The following is a 16,226-nucleotide window of genomic DNA, read 5'->3' as shown; positions in this document are numbered from 1 at the left end:
GATGAGCCCCAGAACCCTCTACGACAAACACATCGACTCGCACGCCGTGTGCCGCCTCGATGAGCAGGGCCATGTCCTGCTGTATATCGACCGTCAGGTGATCAACGAATACACCAGCCCCCAGGCCTTCAGCGGTTTGCGTGCAGCCGGGCGTCAGGTCTGGCGGCCGGGCACGGCGCTGGCGGTGGTTGATCACGTCAACCCGACCACACCGTTGCGGGTCGCGGCGATGCCTGATGCGGGCGGTGCGCGGCAGGTGTCGTATCTGGCGGAAAACTGCCGGGACTTCGGCATCGAACTGCTGGACATCCTCGACAAGCGCCAAGGCATCGAGCATGTGATCGCCCCAGAGCAAGGCTTCATTCTGCCGGGGATGGTCATCGCCGCCGGCGACAGCCACACCACCACCTACGGTGCGCTGGGGGCGTTCGGTTTCGGCATCGGCACCTCGGAGATCGAACACCTGCTGGCCTCGCAGACCCTGGTCTACAAACGCCTGAAAAGCATGCGCGTAACCGTCGATGGCGCGCTGGCGCCGGGCCTGACCTCCAAGGACGTGATCATGGCGCTGATCGGCCGCATCGGTGCCTCCGGTGCCAGCGGCTACGCCATCGAGTTCAGCGGTTCGACCATCGATGCCCTGAGCGTCGAAGCGCGCATGACCATTTGCAACATGGCGGTCGAGGCCGGTGCGCGCGGTGCGTTCATGGCGCCGGACGAAAAAGTGTTTGCCTATCTCAAGGGCAAACCCCGAGCACCGCAGGGTGAACTCTGGGAACGCGGGTTGCAGAAGTGGCGTGAACTGCGCAGCGATCCCGGCGCCGTGTTCGACCGCGAAGTACACCTCGACGCGAGCCTGCTGGAACCGATGGTCACCTGGGGCACCAGCCCGGATCAGGCGGTAGCCATCGGCGCGCAAGTGCCGGACCCGCAAAGCATCGACGATCCGATCCTGCGTCAGGACATGCGCCGGGCCCTGCATTACATGGGCCTGGAACCGGGGATGGCGCTGCGCGATATCGTCATCAGCCATGCGTTCATTGGTTCCTGCACCAACGCGCGGATCGAGGATTTGCGCGACGCCGCCGCTGTCGTGCGCGGGCGGAGAGTGGCCGAACATGTGCGGGCAATGATCGTGCCCGGCTCCAGCGAAGTCCGCGCTCAGGCCGAGGTCGAAGGTCTGGCGCAGATCTTCATCGACGCCGGGTTTGAATGGCGCCAGTCCGGCTGCTCGATGTGCCTGGCGATGAACGATGACGTGCTCGCGCCCGGCGACCGCTGCGCCTCCAGCACCAACCGCAATTTCGAAGGCCGGCAGGGTGCCGGAGCGCGCACTCACCTGATGAGTCCGGCGATGGTCGCCGCCGCCGCGATCAGCGGCCACCTCACCGACATTCGTCACTTTGGAGAACGCCCATGAGCCTGCAACCCTTCACTCAGGTCAGCGGCCAGGCCGCGCCGCTGCTGGCGGCCAACGTCGACACCGACGTGATCATGCCCAAGCAGTTTCTCAAGGGCATTGATCGTCAGGGACTGGATCGCGGGGTGTTTTTCGATCTGCGTTTTTTTGCCGACGGTACGCCCAACCCTGAGTTCGTGTTGAACCAGCCGGCCTGGCAGGGTGCGAGCTTTCTGGTGGTCGGGCCGAATTTCGGCTGCGGCTCCAGCCGTGAACACGCGGTGTGGGGGCTGCAGCAGTTGGGGATTCGCGCGCTGATCGGCAGCCGTTTCGCCGGGATCTTTTACGACAATTGCCAGCGCAACGGTGTGTTGCTGATTACCCTCGACGAGGCGCAGGTGCAGCGCATTGGCCGGAGGGTGAGTCAGCCGGAAAGTGCGCGGCTCAGTATTGATCTGGAGGCGCAGCAGATCCGTCTGGCGGACGGCGAAGTGCTGGATTTCCAGATGGAGGGCTTGCGCAAAACCGCCCTGTTGCTGGGGCTGGATGCGATTGGCAGTACCTTGCAGCGGCGTGAACAGATCAAGGCGTTCGAGCGCGAACACCTGACCAACAACCCATGGCTTGCCTGACACAGTACCAACCTGTGTAGGCCTTCGCCTGCTCGCGATAGCGTCGTGTCAGTGAACATCATCATTGGCTGAACGACCGCTATCGCGAGCAGGCGAAGGCCTACAAGGGCTACAGTGAAAGATCCTTGAAATGCCCCTGCAAAAACTCCACACACGCCCGCAGCTTTCCGGAGTTGGCCAGCCGCGTCGGGTACACCGCCCAGACGTTGGCGCTCTGACTGTAATCGGCCAGCACCGGCACCAATCGGCCTTGTTCCAGCAACGGCTTCACATCCCACAATGAGCGCAGCAACACGCCACGTCCGTCGAGCGCCCATTGCAGGACGATCTCACCGTTGTTGGACGACAGCGGCCCGCTGACCCGCACGCTTTCCTGCGCGCCGTCGCGATCCAGGTGCCAGATGCCGAATGCGTTGTCGCGCTCCTTGATCACCAGGCAGTCATGCTGTTGCAAGTCGTCCAGCGTCTGCGGCGTACCGTGGCGTTGCAGGTATTCGGGCGCTGCGCACAGGACCCGGCGGTTGCTCACCAGTTGTCGGCCGATGTGCTGGCCGGGCAGGTCATCGCCGACGCGGATTTCCAGATCGAAGCCTTCGTTGACGATGTCCACCGCGCGGTCGAACAGGTCGAGGCGAATCTGCAATTGCGGGTGACGTTCGGCCAGCAGCGAAACGGCGGGCGCCACGTGGTTGCGGCCAAAGCCGAAACTGCTGCAGATGTGCAGGCGCCCGCGCGGGCTGTCGTGGGCGTCGGCGAGGTCATCGCGCAGTTGCTGAAAGTCATCGAGGATGCGCAAGGCCCAGCGCTGCACCCGCTCACCGTCCTCGGTCAAAGACACGCGGCGACTGGTGCGGTGCAGCAGGCGGGTGCCGAGGGTCGATTCGAGAATCTGGATGCGTTTGCTGACGTAGGCCGGGGACAGGCCCAACTCGTCGGCGGCGGCCGCGAAACCGTTCTTGCGGATCACCGTCAACAGCACGCGCAGGTCTTCGGGCAGGGGCACGGGTTCTTGGTTCTGGGACATGTTGGCACGAGCACTGGCGGCACAAGCCGCCAGCATAGCATCGGCAGGCAAGGCTCGATTCAGCGCAGGAAATCCAGGGCTTCGGCGAGCAGCAGATCAGGCACTTCCTCGGCCAGATAATGCCCGGCGGGCAGTGCTTTACCGCTGACATCGGTTGCCACTTGCTGCCATTCGCGCAGCGGTTCGAAGCAACGTCCGACCGTGCCTTCGGCACCCCACAGCACGCGCAGCGGCAGATGCAGCTGATGGCCGGCGGCGATGTCGGCGCGGTCATGTTCAAGGTCGATGGCGGCGCTGGCGCGGTAGTCTTCGCAAATGCCCCGGGCGCTGCCGGGACGTCGCAGGCAGCGCAGGTATTCGCTGAACGCGGGCTCGGTGAACGGTGTGAGCCCGGCGCTGCGGCTGCCCATGACGCTGCGCAGATAGGCTTCGGGATCGGCCTCGATCAAGGTTTCCGGCAATGGCGCCGGGCGGATCAGGAAGAACCAGTGCCAATAGGCACGGGCGAAGGCTTCGTTGGTCTGCGTGTACATCGACAGAGTCGGGGCGATGTCGAGCAGCATCATCCGCTGCACGGCAGTTGGGTGGTCGAGGGCCAGGCGATGGGCGACCCGGGCGCCACGGTCGTGGGCCAGCACCGAGAACTGCGCGAAACCCAGCGCATGCATCAGCTCGACGTTGTCCCTGGCCATTTCACGTTTTGAGTGGTTGCGGTGCTGCTCATCGGCGGCGGGCCGGCTGCTGTCGCCATAACCGCGCAGGTCGGCGGCGACCACGGTGAAGTGCCCGGCCAGTTGCTCGGCAAGCTTGTGCCAGATCACGTGGGTCTGCGGGTGCCCGTGCAACAGCAACAGGCCCGGGCCGCTGCCGCCGAGGCGGTAGGCGATGTCGACGCCGTTGACGTGGCGCTGGTCTTTGCAAAATCCGGCAAACATCGGGCTGATCCTTTTTTCAGTCGTTGTCGGCATGCTGAAAGTGTTTGCGTTCGGGAGCAACAGGCGCAGCGTGGTGTGGTGGTTCATGAAGTGTGATGTGGCCGCACTGGCCCCTTCGCGAGCAAGCCCGCTCCCACAGTGTTCTGCTGTTTGACCACGATAGTGTTCACACCAGAGATCCCTGTGGGAGCGGGCTTGCTCGCGAAGAGGCCGGTCAAGACACTGAAGGTCTCAACCCTGACTGAACATCTCGATCGCCCGCTGCTTGATCTGCTCTTCGGTCAGGTCCTCCTTGCGCGTAGCCAGGAACCACAGGTGCCCATACGGATCCTTCAGCGTCCCGCTGCGGTCACCATAAAACTGATCCTTGACCTCGGACACCGCCTTGGCCCCGGCATCCAGCGCCCGTTGAAAGGACTTGTCGACATCGGTGACATACAAATGCAGACCGACCGACACGGCGTTGTCCGGACCGCTCAACGGCCCCTGGTCGCAGGGCGTGCCGAGCATGATTGCGCTGTCGCCAATGCGCAGTTCGGCGTGGCCGATGCGGCCGTCCGGCATGTCGAGGCGCATGACGACCGTGGCGCCGAAGGCTTTTTTATAGAATTCGATGGCTTCGGCGGCCTTGAGGATGCCGAGGTACGGGGTAATGCTGTGATACCCCTCGGGAATGGGTTTGACGCTCATGACGTTCTCCCTGTTCTTTGTTTTGCGAGGTGTGGGGCTCCACCGGATTTGTGGAAGATTCACTATAGAACTGTCTGCGCAACGAGGATTTTTGCCCGACGAGCAGTCAGCCGAGGAAATGCGCGCCTGGCCCCTGTTCACCGAGCACATCGCCCTGATTGCGCAACGGGCAGGCCTCCATCGACAGGCAGCCGCAGCCGATGCAACCGGTGAGCCGATCGCGCAACAGGGTCAATTGATTGATCCGCTCATCGAGTTCGCGTCGCCACTGCTCGGACAGGACTTTCCAGTCCGCCGCGGTCGGCGCGCGATCGTCCGGGAGCATCTTCAACGCCTCGCCAATCTCCGCCAGCGGAATGCCCAGCCGTTGCGCGACCTTGATCAGCGCCACTCGACGCAAGACTTCCCGTGGATAGCGGCGTTGATTGCCGGCATTGCGCTGGCTCTTGATCAGGCCCTTGGCTTCGTAAAAGTGCAGGGCGGTGACTGCCACGCCGCTGCGCGCGGCGACTTCGCCCACGGTGAGCTGCTTGTGCAGGGTTTCTTTGGTGATCATTGGCAAAATGACTCTTGACCTTTACTTAACTAGAGGTTTTACCCTGCAGGCCTTCGAGTCGCAAGGCTCGTCTTACGGTGAATGGGGACTTGTCATGCAAACGTCAGCGAAAAATCGCAGTTTTACCCAATTGATCGAATTCGAGATCGAACCGCGCCAGCAACCGGCGCTGGTGTCGGCACTGGCGCAGCAGACCGAGCATCTGGCGCAGTGCTACGCAGGCTTTGTCAGCGCCAGCGTGCAGGTCAGTGACGACGGTCGGCGGGTGCTGAGCCTGCTGCAATGGCAGACCCGCGAGGCCGGGGAAGCAGCGTTCAGCCGTTTTGAAAGTGGCGAGCAGGATTTCTGGCAACTGATCCGTGCCCATCAGGCGAAAACCGTGACCTTCAATTCGTTCCAGGTATTGAGCAGCATCGCCCGCAGTCATGACGATGCGCTGCACTGCAACCTGGTGGGCTAGATCGACAACTGGATCAGGCGTTCGCCTTGCAGGTTCTCCGTGAATCGCCGCTTGTTAACCGCCAGTTCGCCGATCTTGATCAGCCGCGTGCGAGTGACATTGCGGCTCAGGCCGAGCAGGGCAGCGGTGTGCACCTGGTTGTAATGGCAGAACCGATACGCGGCGCGCAGCAGGGCGTCTTCGACCTTTTCGTGGAGAGCGCCGGCCTGTTGTTCGAAGAGCTTTTGAAAGGCTCGCTCAAGCAGCGCTTGCGGTGAGTCGTCGGCGCTCGACTGCTGATCGTCCGGGCGCTCGATGCGCAGGTTCGACAGGCGCAAATCATCGCGCTCGATCACACCGTTGCGGCAGATCAACAGGGTGTGATGGATGACGTTTTCCAGTTCGCGGATGTTGCCCGGCCAACTGTAGCCGCGCAGTTTGTGCTCGGCGCCGGGGCTGATGCTGACCCGCCCGTAACCCAGGCGCTGGCTGTAGGCTTCGATGAAGTGCCGAGTCAGCGGCAGGATGTCACCGGGCCGATCGCGCAGTGGGCTGAGCTCCAGATTGACCACGTTCAGGCGATAGAACAGGTCTTCGCGGAAGTTGCCGGCATTGATGGCTTTTTCCAGTTGCACGTTGGTCGCGGCCAGCACCCGCACATCGATGGGAATGCTCTTGCGCGAGCCCAGGCGCACCACTTCGCGCTCTTGTAACACCCGCAGCAACTTGACCTGAATCGCCATCGGCAAATCGCCGATTTCGTCGAGGAACAAGGTGCCGCCGTCCGCCTCCTCGAACCAGCCGGCCTTGGCGCTGAGGGCGCCGGTGAAGGCCCCTTTTTCATGGCCGAACAGTTCGGCTTCCACCAGCGATTCGGAGAACGCGCCGCAGTTGACCGCGACAAACGGCTGATGGCGGCGATTGCTCAGGTTGTGGATATGCCGCGCCACCAGCTCCTTGCCGGTGCCGGTTTCGCCGATGATCAGCACGCTGGCTTCGCTCGGTGCAACTTGCTGCAGATGCGCGAGCAGGGCCTGGGATTTCGGGTCTTCGAAGACTTGCGCGGTGGCGCGGATCGATGTCGCCAGGGTGGGTGAGGGCGGAAGGGTCAGCAGTTGCATGGCTCGCTCCATTAAAGGAAAGATCAGGAATAGAACGTCGGCACCGGCAGCGCCTGATTCAGCGCCCAGTCGCCCAGCTCATGGAGCTTGTAGTCGAGCGGGTCGTGCAGGGTCTGGGTGCGCAGGTTGCGCCAGTGCCGGTCCAGGCGCAGCGAAGCGTGGGTCGAACGCGCGCCGGTGACTTCGAACAAGCGGCTGCAAATCTCCAGCCCCTGACGACTGGCGGCGACCTTGGCCGTGGCAATCGCGGTGGCCAGATGCCCACGCTCCTCGGCAGTCAGATTCGGGCCTTTGGCCCAGGCGTCGTCGAGCAGCGAGGCGGCCCGTTCGACCAGCAGGCGAATGCCTTCCAGCGCCACCCAGAACTCGCCGTAATGCGCGAGCACGTACGGGTCTTCGCGCACATCACGGGCCACGGATTTGTGCCAGAGCCGGGTTTCGCTCAGCGTGTATTGGCGGGCTTCGGCAAAAGCGCCTTCGGCGATGCCAAGAAACAGGTGGGTGAACGTCAGTTGCGCGATCAGCGGACGCAGGCAGGCAAACGGTGTGCTCAACGGCCCGGGATCGAGCAGCAGTTCGGACTCTTCGACGCGCACTCGTTCGAACGTGGCGCTGCCGCTGTCGGTCTGGCGCTGGCCGATGTTGTTCCAGTCATCGTGCAGGGTGATGCCGCTGCGCCCACTGGGGATCGCCGCGATCAGCAATTTGCCGCCGGCGCTTTCGTCCACCGCCGAAGCGATCAGCATCTGCGAGTCGCTGGCGCCGGAGCAGAAACTTTTCTTGCCGGAGAATTCGCGCCAGCCGCCGCAGTCCTTGACCACGGTGCGGGTGTCGAGCGGGTTGAGGGCGTTGCCCCAGAACCAGTTCTGCCGTGCGGTCTGTTCGAACCACGGCTGCCATTGTTCCGGGCGCGAGAACAGGCGCACGGTGGCGAGCATCAGGTGATGAAAGCCGAAGACGTGGGCGATTGAGCTGTCGACCTTGGCGAACTCGCGCACGATCTGCAGGGTTTCGCTCCAGCGCGCGCCGAGGCCGCCGTAGCGCGTGGGAATGCTCAGGGCCAGCAGGCCGCTGTCACGCAGGGCATCGCGTTCGGCCTTCGGCGTACCGCCGCGCTCGTCACGCTCGACGGCGGTGAGGGCAAATTCGGTGGCCAGTTGGCGGGCGGTCTGCAGCGAGGAGAGCAGGGTACTTTGTGGTTTGGCGGTCACACGGTGTTCCTCAAAGAGTCAACGCAGTCCCCTGTGGGAGCGAGCCTGCTCGCGAAGGGGTCGTATCAGTCACCATTCCTGTAGATGACCACTGCATTCGCGAGCAGGCTCGCTCCCACAAGGGTTTCGGTTCAGGCAGTGGCTTTTGTGGGCAACACATCGTTGGCAATCATTTCGCCAAACGGCCCGGTCAGATTGGTCACGCCGCGCCCGGCCAGGCTCGCGTAGGGTTCCGGCAGCAGCGGGAACACCAGTTCGGCAAAGCGGTAGGCTTCTTCAAGGTGCGGATAACCGGAAAAGATGAAGCTCTCGATACCGAGGTCGGCGTACTCCTTGATTCGCGCCGCCACTTGCTGCGGATCGCCGACCAGCGCGGTTCCGGCGCCGCCGCGTACCAAGCCGACACCGGCCCACAGGTTGGGGGCGATTTCCAGGTTGTCGCGTCGACCATCGTGCAACGCCGCCATGCGTCGCTGCCCTTCGGAGTCGAAGCGCGAGAAGGATTTCTGCGCCGCCTCGATGGTCTCGTCGCTGATGTGCTCGATCAGTTTGTCCGCAGCTTTCCAGGCTTCTTCGGCGGTCTCGCGGACGATCACGTGCAGGCGAATTCCGAACTTCACCTTGCGCCCGTGCCGAGCCGCACGTTCGCGCACATCGGCAAGTTTTTCGGCGACGGCGGCGGGTGGTTCGCCCCAGGTCAGGTACACGTCTACTTGCTCGGCGGCCAGGTCATGGGCAGCGTCGGAGGAACCGCCGAAATACAGCGGCGGATACGGCTTCTGCACCGGTGGATACAGAGCTTTGGCGTTCTGCACTTTGAGGTGTTTGCCCTCGAAGTCCACCGCCTCGCCTTGCAGCACTCGCCGCCAGATCCTGAGGAATTCGTCGGTGACTTGGTAGCGCTCGCTGTGGCTGAGGAAACTGCCGTCGCCACGGTTTTCGTCGGGGTCGCCGCCGGTCACCACGTTGATCAGCAGGCGACCGTTGGACAGGCGATCCAGAGTCGCCGCCATGCGCGCCGATACGGTCGGCGAGATGATCCCCGGACGGATCGCCACCAGATAACGCAGGCGTTCGGTCAACGGCACCAGCGCCGAGGCGATCACCCACGAGTCTTCGCAGGAGCGCCCGGTGGGGATCAATACGCCGTGGTAGCCAAGGCTGTCGGCGGCTTGCGCCACTTGTTTGAGGTAATTGAGTGTGACCGGGCGCGCGCCTTGCGTGGTGCCCAGATAATGGCCGTCGCCGTGGGTCGGCAGGAACCAGAAAACATCCATGAACAGCTCCTTAAGCGATTTTCAGCAACGGTTTGATTTGCGTGCCGAACAGCGGCGCGGCGCGTTCAGCGGCGAGGCGGATGCGCGCTTTCAGCTGTTCGCTGGTGATCTGGTAGTCGGCGAAATCGGCCTCGGTGGCGTAAACGCCAATCGGCAGGGTCACGGCCTGGAAGAAACTGAGCAGCGGACGCAACTGGTGATCGAGCACCAGCGCATGACGCTCGCTGCCACCGGTGGCGGCCAGCAACACCGGGGTGTCGATCAGTGCATTGAGGTCGATCAGGTCAAACAGATGCTTGAGCAGGCCCGGGTAGGAGCCTCGATACACCGGCGCTGCAACGATCAGCAGGTCGGCCTGTTCGATGGCCTGCAGCTCGGCCTCGACCTCTGCGCTCAGTTCCTGACGCGACAGCGCAGCACCGAGTGGCCGGGCGATGTCACCGAGTTCGATCAGGTGACTGTCGAGCGGCAGGTGCTCGCCCAGTTCGGCCAATAAAGCCTGAGTCAGCACCAGGGTGCGGGACGGGCGCCAGGTGCCGCCGGACAGGGCAACGACTTTCAGGGGACGCGACATGATGAGTTCCTTTTTATCAACAGTTGCTCAGCGAGCAGTGAGTAAGTGCCAAGGCTTGAGCAAGCGCTGTACCAATTCCTGAGAAGCCCGGTTCGCGGGGGCTATAGCGTTCTGGCGCCATTGAGTTGTGCAGATATCAGGCGGGTTTGTTGAACTGCTGTTGCCTGGGCAACAGTTGCTGGAGCAACAGTTGTTCGCCGTATGGAGGGATTTATAGCGGTTGCTTGTTATTCCGTAAAAGAACGTTAATCGATATTTATAGATCTTTAAGAGATATGAGGACGATCAAGCTGAAATCCTGATAGCCACTATTGAGCGCGTTGATTTTTGCCCGGGCGAGCGCGGGCGTAGCCTTTGTCCATCGACTAACACCGCTCGCCAGGACGCCCCCATGAATCGTTTACTGACTGTTTCGCTGCTGCTCGCTGTTTCCGTGCTCGCCGGATGCGCCACCCACGTTTCCCCCGAACAACGGCCCTACACCGCCGAAGAGACCCGCGAACTGGCGATGGAAGCGCTGAATCGCAGCGGCTTGTCCTTCGACGAATACCACGCGAAAAAAGCGGCGCTGCTGGGTCAATCGTCGTTCGACAAGAAAGCTGAAATGAGTGCCGGACGTGCCATACAGCTGCACGGTCGTCCAAGCTGATCGCAAACTGTACTGCTCGAAGTTTTAGCCAACTGTCCGTGGGTTTGCGGGCTGCCGTGCGATAGGGTCAACACCTGAATGCCCCCCGACGGAATGCCTACATGACCCTCTCGCTTGATCTGCTGCTGGGCTTTGCCCTGTTTGCCCTTGTCACCTCGATTACACCGGGGCCGAACAACACCATGTTGCTGGCGTCGGGGGTGAACTTCGGTTTCAACCGCACCATTCCCCATATGCTCGGCATCACCTGCGGTTTCTTCGTGTTGGTGGTCGCGGTGGGCTTTGGGCTGGGCGCGGTGTTCCAGACATATCCACTGCTCTACACGGTGCTGCGCTATATAGGCGCCGCGTATCTGTTGTACCTGGCGTGGAAGATCGCTCATTCGGGACCGGTGGGCGAAGGCGCTGAAGGCGAGGGCAAACCGATCAGTTATCTGGGCGCCGCCGCGTTTCAGTGGGTCAATCCCAAGGCCTGGATCATGGCCATCGGCGCGATCAGCACCTACACGCCAATGCAGGGGTATTTCACCAATGTTGTGGTGATCGCTGCGGTGTTCGCCATCATCAACCTGCCCAGTGTCGGCGTCTGGGCGGCGTGCGGCACGTTGTTGCGCAACGTGCTGAAGGACCCACGCTGGTTGCGCGTATTCAACTGGGGCATGGCCGCGTTGTTGGTGATTTCGCTGTACCCGTTACTTCTCGAAAGCTTTCACTGACGCATTGCTTCAACCGCCGGCCCGATGCCTGTTAAGCTCGGCTTCAGGAGCGTTCCTACGCACTTTTAAATGAAGTTGTTCTTCTTTAACGGCATCCGATCAGGTATTGATGACGCTCTCGAACCGACGCGCAGCTCACAAGGCTGCGCTGTGCCGTTTGCAGACACGAGCCTCCTGATCCCGGAACACGCTCTGCGAGTCTTTTATGAATAAACGTCCGTTGTATTTCGATTATGCCGCCACCACTCCGGTGGACGATCGGGTCATCCAGGTGATGATCGACTGTCTGGGCTTTCACGCCAACTTCGGCAATCCGGCGTCCAGTTCTCACGCATTCGGTCAGCAGGCCCGGCAAACAGTCGAGCACGCCCGCCGGCAAGTCGCCGAACTGGTCGGTGCCGAGGCCACGCAGATCGTCTGGACCTCCGGTGCCACCGAATCCAACAACCTCGCCCTCAAAGGCGTGGCCCAGGCACGCGGCGTTGCCGGTGGCCACATCATTACCAGCCAGATCGAACACAAAGCCATCCTCGATACCGCCCGGCAACTGCAGGACGCGGGCGTTGCGGTGACCTACCTGGTGCCGGATGCCGAGGGCCTGATCACCCCGCAGGCAGTCAGCGAAGCGATGCGCGACGACACCTTTCTGGTCTCGCTGATGCTGGTCAACAATGAACTCGGCACGCTCAATGACATCCCGGCCATCGGTGAGGTCGTGCGCAGCCGTGGAGCGCTGTTCCATGTCGATGCGGCGCAGGGCGCCGGTAAAGTGGCGATCGATCTGCAGCAATGGCCGGTGGACCTGATGTCGTTTTCGGCGCACAAGCTCTACGGCCCCAAAGGCATTGGTGCGCTGTATGTCGGGCCGCGGGCGCAGCAGCGTTTGCAGGCGCAGATTCATGGTGGCGGGCACGAAGGCGGCTTGCGTTCCGGGACTCTCGCGACCCATCAGATTGCGGGTATGGGCGCGGCATTCGCCTTGGCCACTGCGATGTTCGATGAGGAGAAAAAGTCCATCGTGGCGCTGCGTGATCGCTTGCTCGAACCGTTGCTGAGCCTGCCGGGCGTGCGCCTCAACGGCAGCGCCAGTCAGCGTATTGCGCACACCTTGAGCCTGACGTTCAGCGAAGGTGAGTTCAACAGTGCAGCCTTGAGCCATTCGATCGCGTTTTCCGCGACTTCGGCCTGCAACTCGGCGAGCAATGCGCCTTCCCACGTGCTGCTGGCACTGGGGCATGACGCCCGGCTGGCTGCTCGCACCATTCGCCTGAGCCTCGGCCGCTTCACCACCACCGACGATATCGATCAGGCGGTAGAACTGATCAAAGGCGCCTGCGCCAGTGCTCCGGCATTCTGGGCGACAGGGCTTTAACCAGCCGACTTCCACGGCTACGAACAATAACGATGAAGTGATTGGCAGGAGACATGATGAGTACCCAGACTTTGACCGAAGGAACGGTTCCCCAGCGCCTGGCGCACACCCGTGAACTTATGCGCCGTGAAGGCATTCATGCGTTGCTGGTGCCGTCGGCCGACCCGCACCTGTCGGAATACCTGCCGGGATACTGGCAAGGGCGGCAATGGCTGTCGGGGTTCCATGGTTCGGTTGGCACGCTGATTGTCACCGCTGATTTCGCCGGAGTCTGGGCCGACAGTCGTTATTGGGAACAGGCGACCAAGGAACTCAAAGGCAGCGGCATCGAACTGGTCAAGCTGCAACCGGGGCAACCGAGCCCACTGGACTGGCTGGCCGAGCAGACTCCGGAAGGTGGCGTGGTGGCGGTTGATGGCGCGGTGATGGCCGTGGCCTCGGCGCGTACCTTGAGCAGCAAGCTTGAAGCCCGTGGTGCGCGTCTGCGCACTGACATCGATTTGCTGAATGAAGTCTGGGCCGATCGTCCTGGCCTGCCGAACGCACCGATCTATCAGCATTTGCCGCCGCAAGCGACGGTCAGTCGCGGCGAAAAACTCGCCAGACTGCGTGAGACCTTGCAGGAACGTGGTGCCGATTGGCACTTCATCGCCACCCTTGATGACATCGCCTGGCTGTTCAATCTGCGTGGCGGCGATGTGTCGTTCAACCCGGTGTTCGTTTCTTTTGCGTTGATCAATCAACAGCAAGCGACACTGTTTGTGGCTCTGAGCAAGGTCGATGCCGAATTGCGTGCGGTGCTGGAGCGGGACGGAGTGACTCTGCGTGATTACCATGAAGTGGCCGACGCCTTGCGCGCTGTGCCAGGCGGCGCAACCCTGTTGGTGGATCCGGCGCGGGTGACCAGCGGTTTGCTGGATAACCTGGAAAGCGGAGTGAAACTGGTCGAAGGCCTGAATCCGACAACCCTCGCCAAGTCGCAGAAAAGCGAAGCCGATGCGCAGCACATTCGCCAGGCCATGGAGCAGGACGGTGCGGCATTGTGCGAATTTTTCGCCTGGCTGGAGTCTGCCTGGGGTCGCGAGCGCATTACCGAACTGACCATCGACGAGAAGCTCACCGCCGCCCGCGAACGCCGTCCGGATTACGTGTCACTAAGCTTCAACACGATTGCCGCGTTTAACGCCAATGGCGCGATGCCGCACTATCACGCCACCGAAGAAGAACACGCGGTGATCGAGGGTGATGGCTTGCTGCTGATCGACTCGGGCGGCCAGTACCTGGGCGGCACGACCGACATCACGCGCATGGTGCCGGTCGGTACGCCAACGGATGAGCAGAAGCGTGACTGCACGCGCGTGCTCAAAGGGGTGATCGCACTGTCGCGGGCACAGTTCCCGAAAGGCATTCTGTCGCCGCTGCTGGATGCCATCGCCCGTGCGCCGATCTGGGCTGAGAGCGTGGATTATGGCCACGGCACCGGTCATGGGGTCGGCTATTTCCTCAATGTTCACGAAGGCCCGCAGGTGATCGCGTATCAGGCCGCAGCGGCTCCGCAAACGGCAATGCAGCCGGGGATGATCACATCGATCGAGCCGGGCACTTACCGTCCGGGCCGTTGGGGTGTGCGAATCGAGAACCTGGCCATGAATCGCGAGGCGGGCAGCAGCGAGTTTGGCGAGTTCCTCAAGTTTGAAACCTTGACTCTGTGCCCGATCGACACACGCTGCCTGGAGCCGTCTTTGCTGACGCAGGAGGAGAAGCAGTGGTTCAACGCCTATCACGCCGAAGTGCGTGAGCGCTTGAGTCCGTTGCTGGAGGGCGCTGCACTGGCGTGGCTGAACACGCGGACAGCGGCTATCTGATGGCATCAACCCGGGGGCTGTGTGGCGCCCGGGTCTGTTCTCCTTCTAAGCCTGACGCAGGGCTTCTTCGACAAAGTCGAGGCGGTCCTGACCGAAGAACAACTGATTGCCGATGAACATGCTTGGCGCACCAAACACCCCGCGTTTAATGGCTGTCTCGGTGTTGTCCTTGAGTGCTGCCTTGACCGCCTCGTCGTTGGTCAGGGCCAGGACTTCATTGGGATCGAAGCCGTGTTCGCTCAACACCGCTGCGACAGTGGCCGGCTCATCGAGAGGACGTCCCTCCACCCACAGTGCCTTGAACAGGCAATCGATAAACGCCTGAAAGCGTTCCGGCTGGCGCAGTTGTATGCCGGTGACGGCGCGCATCAGCATCAGTGTGTTGATCGGGAAATGCGGATTGAACTTCAGTGGCACGCCATATCGTTTGGCGTAGCGGTCCAGATCCTGAAACATGTAGCGGCCCTTGGCCGGGATCATCGCCGGTGAGGCATTGCCGGTCGCCTTGAATACACCGCCCAGCAGCATCGGGATGTAGATCAATTCGCTATGGGTGTCGGCACAGATTTTCGGTAACTGGGTGTAGGCCAGATAAGTGGCAGGGCTGCCGAGGTCGAAATAGAACTCCACGGTTTTCGCCATATTCGCTGCTCTCTATTTATTGTTATGGAGGAGGGGGATTACCATCGTTCGTTCCATGGACGCAGATCCAGTTCGAACGTCCAGGCATCCCGTGGCTGACTGTGCAGGTACCAGTAGTTTTCGGCGATGTGCTCGGGATTGAGAATACCGTCCTCATCCTTGGTCGCGTACTTCTCCGGAAAGCTGTTTCGGATGAAGTCGGTATCGATGGCGCCATCAACCACCACGTGGGCGACGTGGATGTTCATCGGCCCCAACTCGCGCGCCATGCTTTGCGCCAGCGCACGAATACCGTGTTTGGCGCCGGCAAATGCGGCAAAACCGGCGGCGCCGCGAAGCCCGGCGGTGGCCCCGGTAAACAGAATGGTGCCGCGCTTGCGGGTGACCATGCGCTTGGCCACTTCGCGGGCATTAAGAAAACCCGAGAAACAGGCCATCTCCCAGATCTTGAAGTATTTGCGCGCAGTTTCTTCAAGAATGCTGCAAGGCACGTTGGCGCCGATGTTGAAAACAAACGCTTCGATCGGGCCGAGGCGGGTTTCAATCTCTTCAATCAGCGCAATGACGTCTTCTTCCTTGCGTGCATCGCAGGCGAAGCCATGTGCTTCTCCACCCTCGGCCTGAATGGCCTCGACCAGCGGCTGCAATTTGTCAGCACTGCGTCGGGTAACGCAGGCGACAAAACCTTCTTTGGCAAAACGCTTGGCGATGGCTCCGCCGGTAGCATCGCCAGCACCGACCACTAGTACGACCTTGTTGTTATTCATCGGTGTTTCCCTTTAGTAAACGATCGTTAAGTGAACGAACGTTATGCTAGGATTCGGACAACGTCAAGGCGGTCGATCACGAGGGTAAGCACATGCGGTATTCCGCCGGTCATAAGCTGGAAACCCGGGAAAAGCTGCTGAACAGCAGTGCGCTGTCGGCAAAGCGCGCTGGATTTTCGACTGTCGGAGTCGATGGATTGATGAAAGCCATCGGCCTGAGTGGGGCGGCTTTCTATAGCCACTTCTCATCGAAAGACGCGTTATTCACGGCAATCGTCGAACGCGAACTGTGTCAGAGCCTGGAGCGACTGGGTGGGAGAGGTGAGCAGGATCGCGAGCGGCTGGAGCGCTGTCTCA

18 protein-coding genes (1 of these 18 running past the window's edge) are annotated in these 16,226 nt (G+C 61.7%); 8 read left to right on the top strand and 10 right to left on the bottom strand.

The annotated features are described in order from the left end of the window. Position 1 precedes the first annotated feature (1 nt). Both leuC and leuD read left to right on the top strand, forming a co-directional pair. Positions 2 to 1,420, top strand: coding sequence for a 3-isopropylmalate dehydratase large subunit (leuC, locus tag AC1UK9_RS19230; protein ID WP_025113210.1), 1,419 nt, complete (start codon positions 2 to 4; stop codon positions 1,418 to 1,420). Further along, positions 1,417 to 2,031 (top strand): 3-isopropylmalate dehydratase small subunit, encoded by a 615-nt coding sequence (leuD, locus tag AC1UK9_RS19225; protein WP_025113211.1) that lies wholly within the window; start codon positions 1,417 to 1,419, stop codon positions 2,029 to 2,031. The genes leuC and leuD overlap by 4 nt, the downstream gene beginning before the upstream one ends. Positions 2,032 to 2,140: 109 nt before the next feature. Here the strand turns inward: leuD and AC1UK9_RS19220 are convergent, their stop codons facing one another. From AC1UK9_RS19220 to soxR, 4 genes are all read right to left on the bottom strand, one after another. Next, positions 2,141 to 3,091, bottom strand: coding sequence for a LysR substrate-binding domain-containing protein (locus tag AC1UK9_RS19220; protein WP_025113212.1), 951 nt, complete (start codon positions 3,089 to 3,091; stop codon positions 2,141 to 2,143). Positions 3,092 to 3,114: 23 nt separating this feature from the next. Beyond that, positions 3,115 to 3,990: an alpha/beta fold hydrolase gene (locus AC1UK9_RS19215; RefSeq protein WP_482578302.1), complete on the bottom strand. Its 876-nt coding sequence runs from the start codon at positions 3,988 to 3,990 to the stop codon at positions 3,115 to 3,117. A 231-nt stretch (positions 3,991 to 4,221) separates the two neighbouring features. After that, a complete protein-coding gene (locus tag AC1UK9_RS19210; RefSeq protein WP_025113214.1) occupies positions 4,222 to 4,680 on the bottom strand; it encodes a VOC family protein in 459 nt (152 codons plus the stop codon). 106 nt (positions 4,681 to 4,786) lie between these two features. After that, a complete protein-coding gene (gene soxR, locus AC1UK9_RS19205) occupies positions 4,787 to 5,236 on the bottom strand; it encodes a redox-sensitive transcriptional activator SoxR (protein ID WP_473013132.1) in 450 nt (149 codons plus the stop codon). Between the two features lie 94 nt (positions 5,237 to 5,330). Here soxR and AC1UK9_RS19200 point away from each other — a divergent pair, with 94 nt between their 5' ends. After that, positions 5,331 to 5,696: an antibiotic biosynthesis monooxygenase gene (locus tag AC1UK9_RS19200; RefSeq protein ID WP_482578301.1), complete on the top strand. Its 366-nt coding sequence runs from the start codon at positions 5,331 to 5,333 to the stop codon at positions 5,694 to 5,696. Here AC1UK9_RS19200 and AC1UK9_RS19195 read toward each other — a convergent pair. From AC1UK9_RS19195 to msuE, 4 genes are all read right to left on the bottom strand, one after another. Beyond that, a complete protein-coding gene (locus tag AC1UK9_RS19195) occupies positions 5,693 to 6,796 on the bottom strand; it encodes a sigma-54 interaction domain-containing protein (protein ID WP_482578300.1) in 1,104 nt (367 codons plus the stop codon). The two genes, AC1UK9_RS19200 and AC1UK9_RS19195, sit on opposite strands and share 4 nt — an antisense overlap. Before the next feature lie 23 nt (positions 6,797 to 6,819). After that, positions 6,820 to 8,007 carry an acyl-CoA dehydrogenase family protein gene (locus tag AC1UK9_RS19190; protein WP_482578299.1) on the bottom strand — a complete coding sequence of 396 codons (1,188 nt, stop codon included), beginning with the start codon at positions 8,005 to 8,007 and terminating at the stop codon, positions 6,820 to 6,822. A 131-nt stretch (positions 8,008 to 8,138) separates the two neighbouring features. Then, positions 8,139 to 9,284 (bottom strand): FMNH2-dependent alkanesulfonate monooxygenase, encoded by a 1,146-nt coding sequence (gene ssuD, locus AC1UK9_RS19185; RefSeq protein WP_482578298.1) that lies wholly within the window; start codon positions 9,282 to 9,284, stop codon positions 8,139 to 8,141. Between the two features lie 10 nt (positions 9,285 to 9,294). Beyond that, positions 9,295 to 9,858, bottom strand: a complete 564-nt coding sequence (gene msuE, locus AC1UK9_RS19180) for an FMN reductase (protein ID WP_473013128.1) — start codon at positions 9,856 to 9,858, stop codon at positions 9,295 to 9,297. 391 nt (positions 9,859 to 10,249) lie between these two features. Between msuE and AC1UK9_RS19175 the strand changes: the two genes are divergently transcribed. The 4 genes from AC1UK9_RS19175 (at position 10,250) to AC1UK9_RS19160 (ending at position 14,460) form a co-directional block, all read left to right on the top strand. Further along, positions 10,250 to 10,507, top strand: a complete 258-nt coding sequence (locus AC1UK9_RS19175) for a hypothetical protein (protein ID WP_025113221.1) — start codon at positions 10,250 to 10,252, stop codon at positions 10,505 to 10,507. A 101-nt stretch (positions 10,508 to 10,608) separates the two neighbouring features. Continuing rightward, the gene (locus AC1UK9_RS19170) at positions 10,609 to 11,223 is read left to right on the top strand and encodes a LysE family translocator (protein ID WP_473013127.1); all 615 of its coding nucleotides are present in this window, start codon (positions 10,609 to 10,611) and stop codon (positions 11,221 to 11,223) included. Positions 11,224 to 11,428: 205 nt separating this feature from the next. Then, positions 11,429 to 12,595 (top strand): aminotransferase class V-fold PLP-dependent enzyme, encoded by a 1,167-nt coding sequence (locus tag AC1UK9_RS19165; protein WP_025113223.1) that lies wholly within the window; start codon positions 11,429 to 11,431, stop codon positions 12,593 to 12,595. Positions 12,596 to 12,651: 56 nt separating this feature from the next. Then, positions 12,652 to 14,460, top strand: coding sequence for an aminopeptidase P family protein (locus AC1UK9_RS19160; RefSeq protein ID WP_025113224.1), 1,809 nt, complete (start codon positions 12,652 to 12,654; stop codon positions 14,458 to 14,460). Between the two features lie 45 nt (positions 14,461 to 14,505). Here the strand turns inward: AC1UK9_RS19160 and AC1UK9_RS19155 are convergent, their stop codons facing one another. Beyond that, positions 14,506 to 15,102: a 2-hydroxychromene-2-carboxylate isomerase gene (locus tag AC1UK9_RS19155; RefSeq protein WP_482578297.1), complete on the bottom strand. Its 597-nt coding sequence runs from the start codon at positions 15,100 to 15,102 to the stop codon at positions 14,506 to 14,508. A 38-nt stretch (positions 15,103 to 15,140) separates the two neighbouring features. Next, complete coding sequence (locus AC1UK9_RS19150) at positions 15,141 to 15,869, bottom strand: SDR family oxidoreductase (RefSeq protein ID WP_025113226.1); 729 nt, start codon at positions 15,867 to 15,869, stop codon at positions 15,141 to 15,143. A 92-nt stretch (positions 15,870 to 15,961) separates the two neighbouring features. Here AC1UK9_RS19150 and AC1UK9_RS19145 point away from each other — a divergent pair, with 92 nt between their 5' ends. Further along, a protein-coding gene (locus tag AC1UK9_RS19145) for a TetR/AcrR family transcriptional regulator (RefSeq protein WP_025113227.1) crosses the window boundary here: on the top strand, positions 15,962 to 16,226 show its beginning. It continues 314 nt past the right edge of the window; only the first 265 of its 579 coding nucleotides appear in the window; the start codon lies at positions 15,962 to 15,964; the stop codon falls past the right edge of the window.

Source organism: Pseudomonas sp. AK-TSAG1-1 (assembly GCF_056821665.1).
The sequence above is the reverse complement of the archived record's forward strand: the minus strand, read 5'-3'. Positions and strand labels throughout refer to the sequence as shown.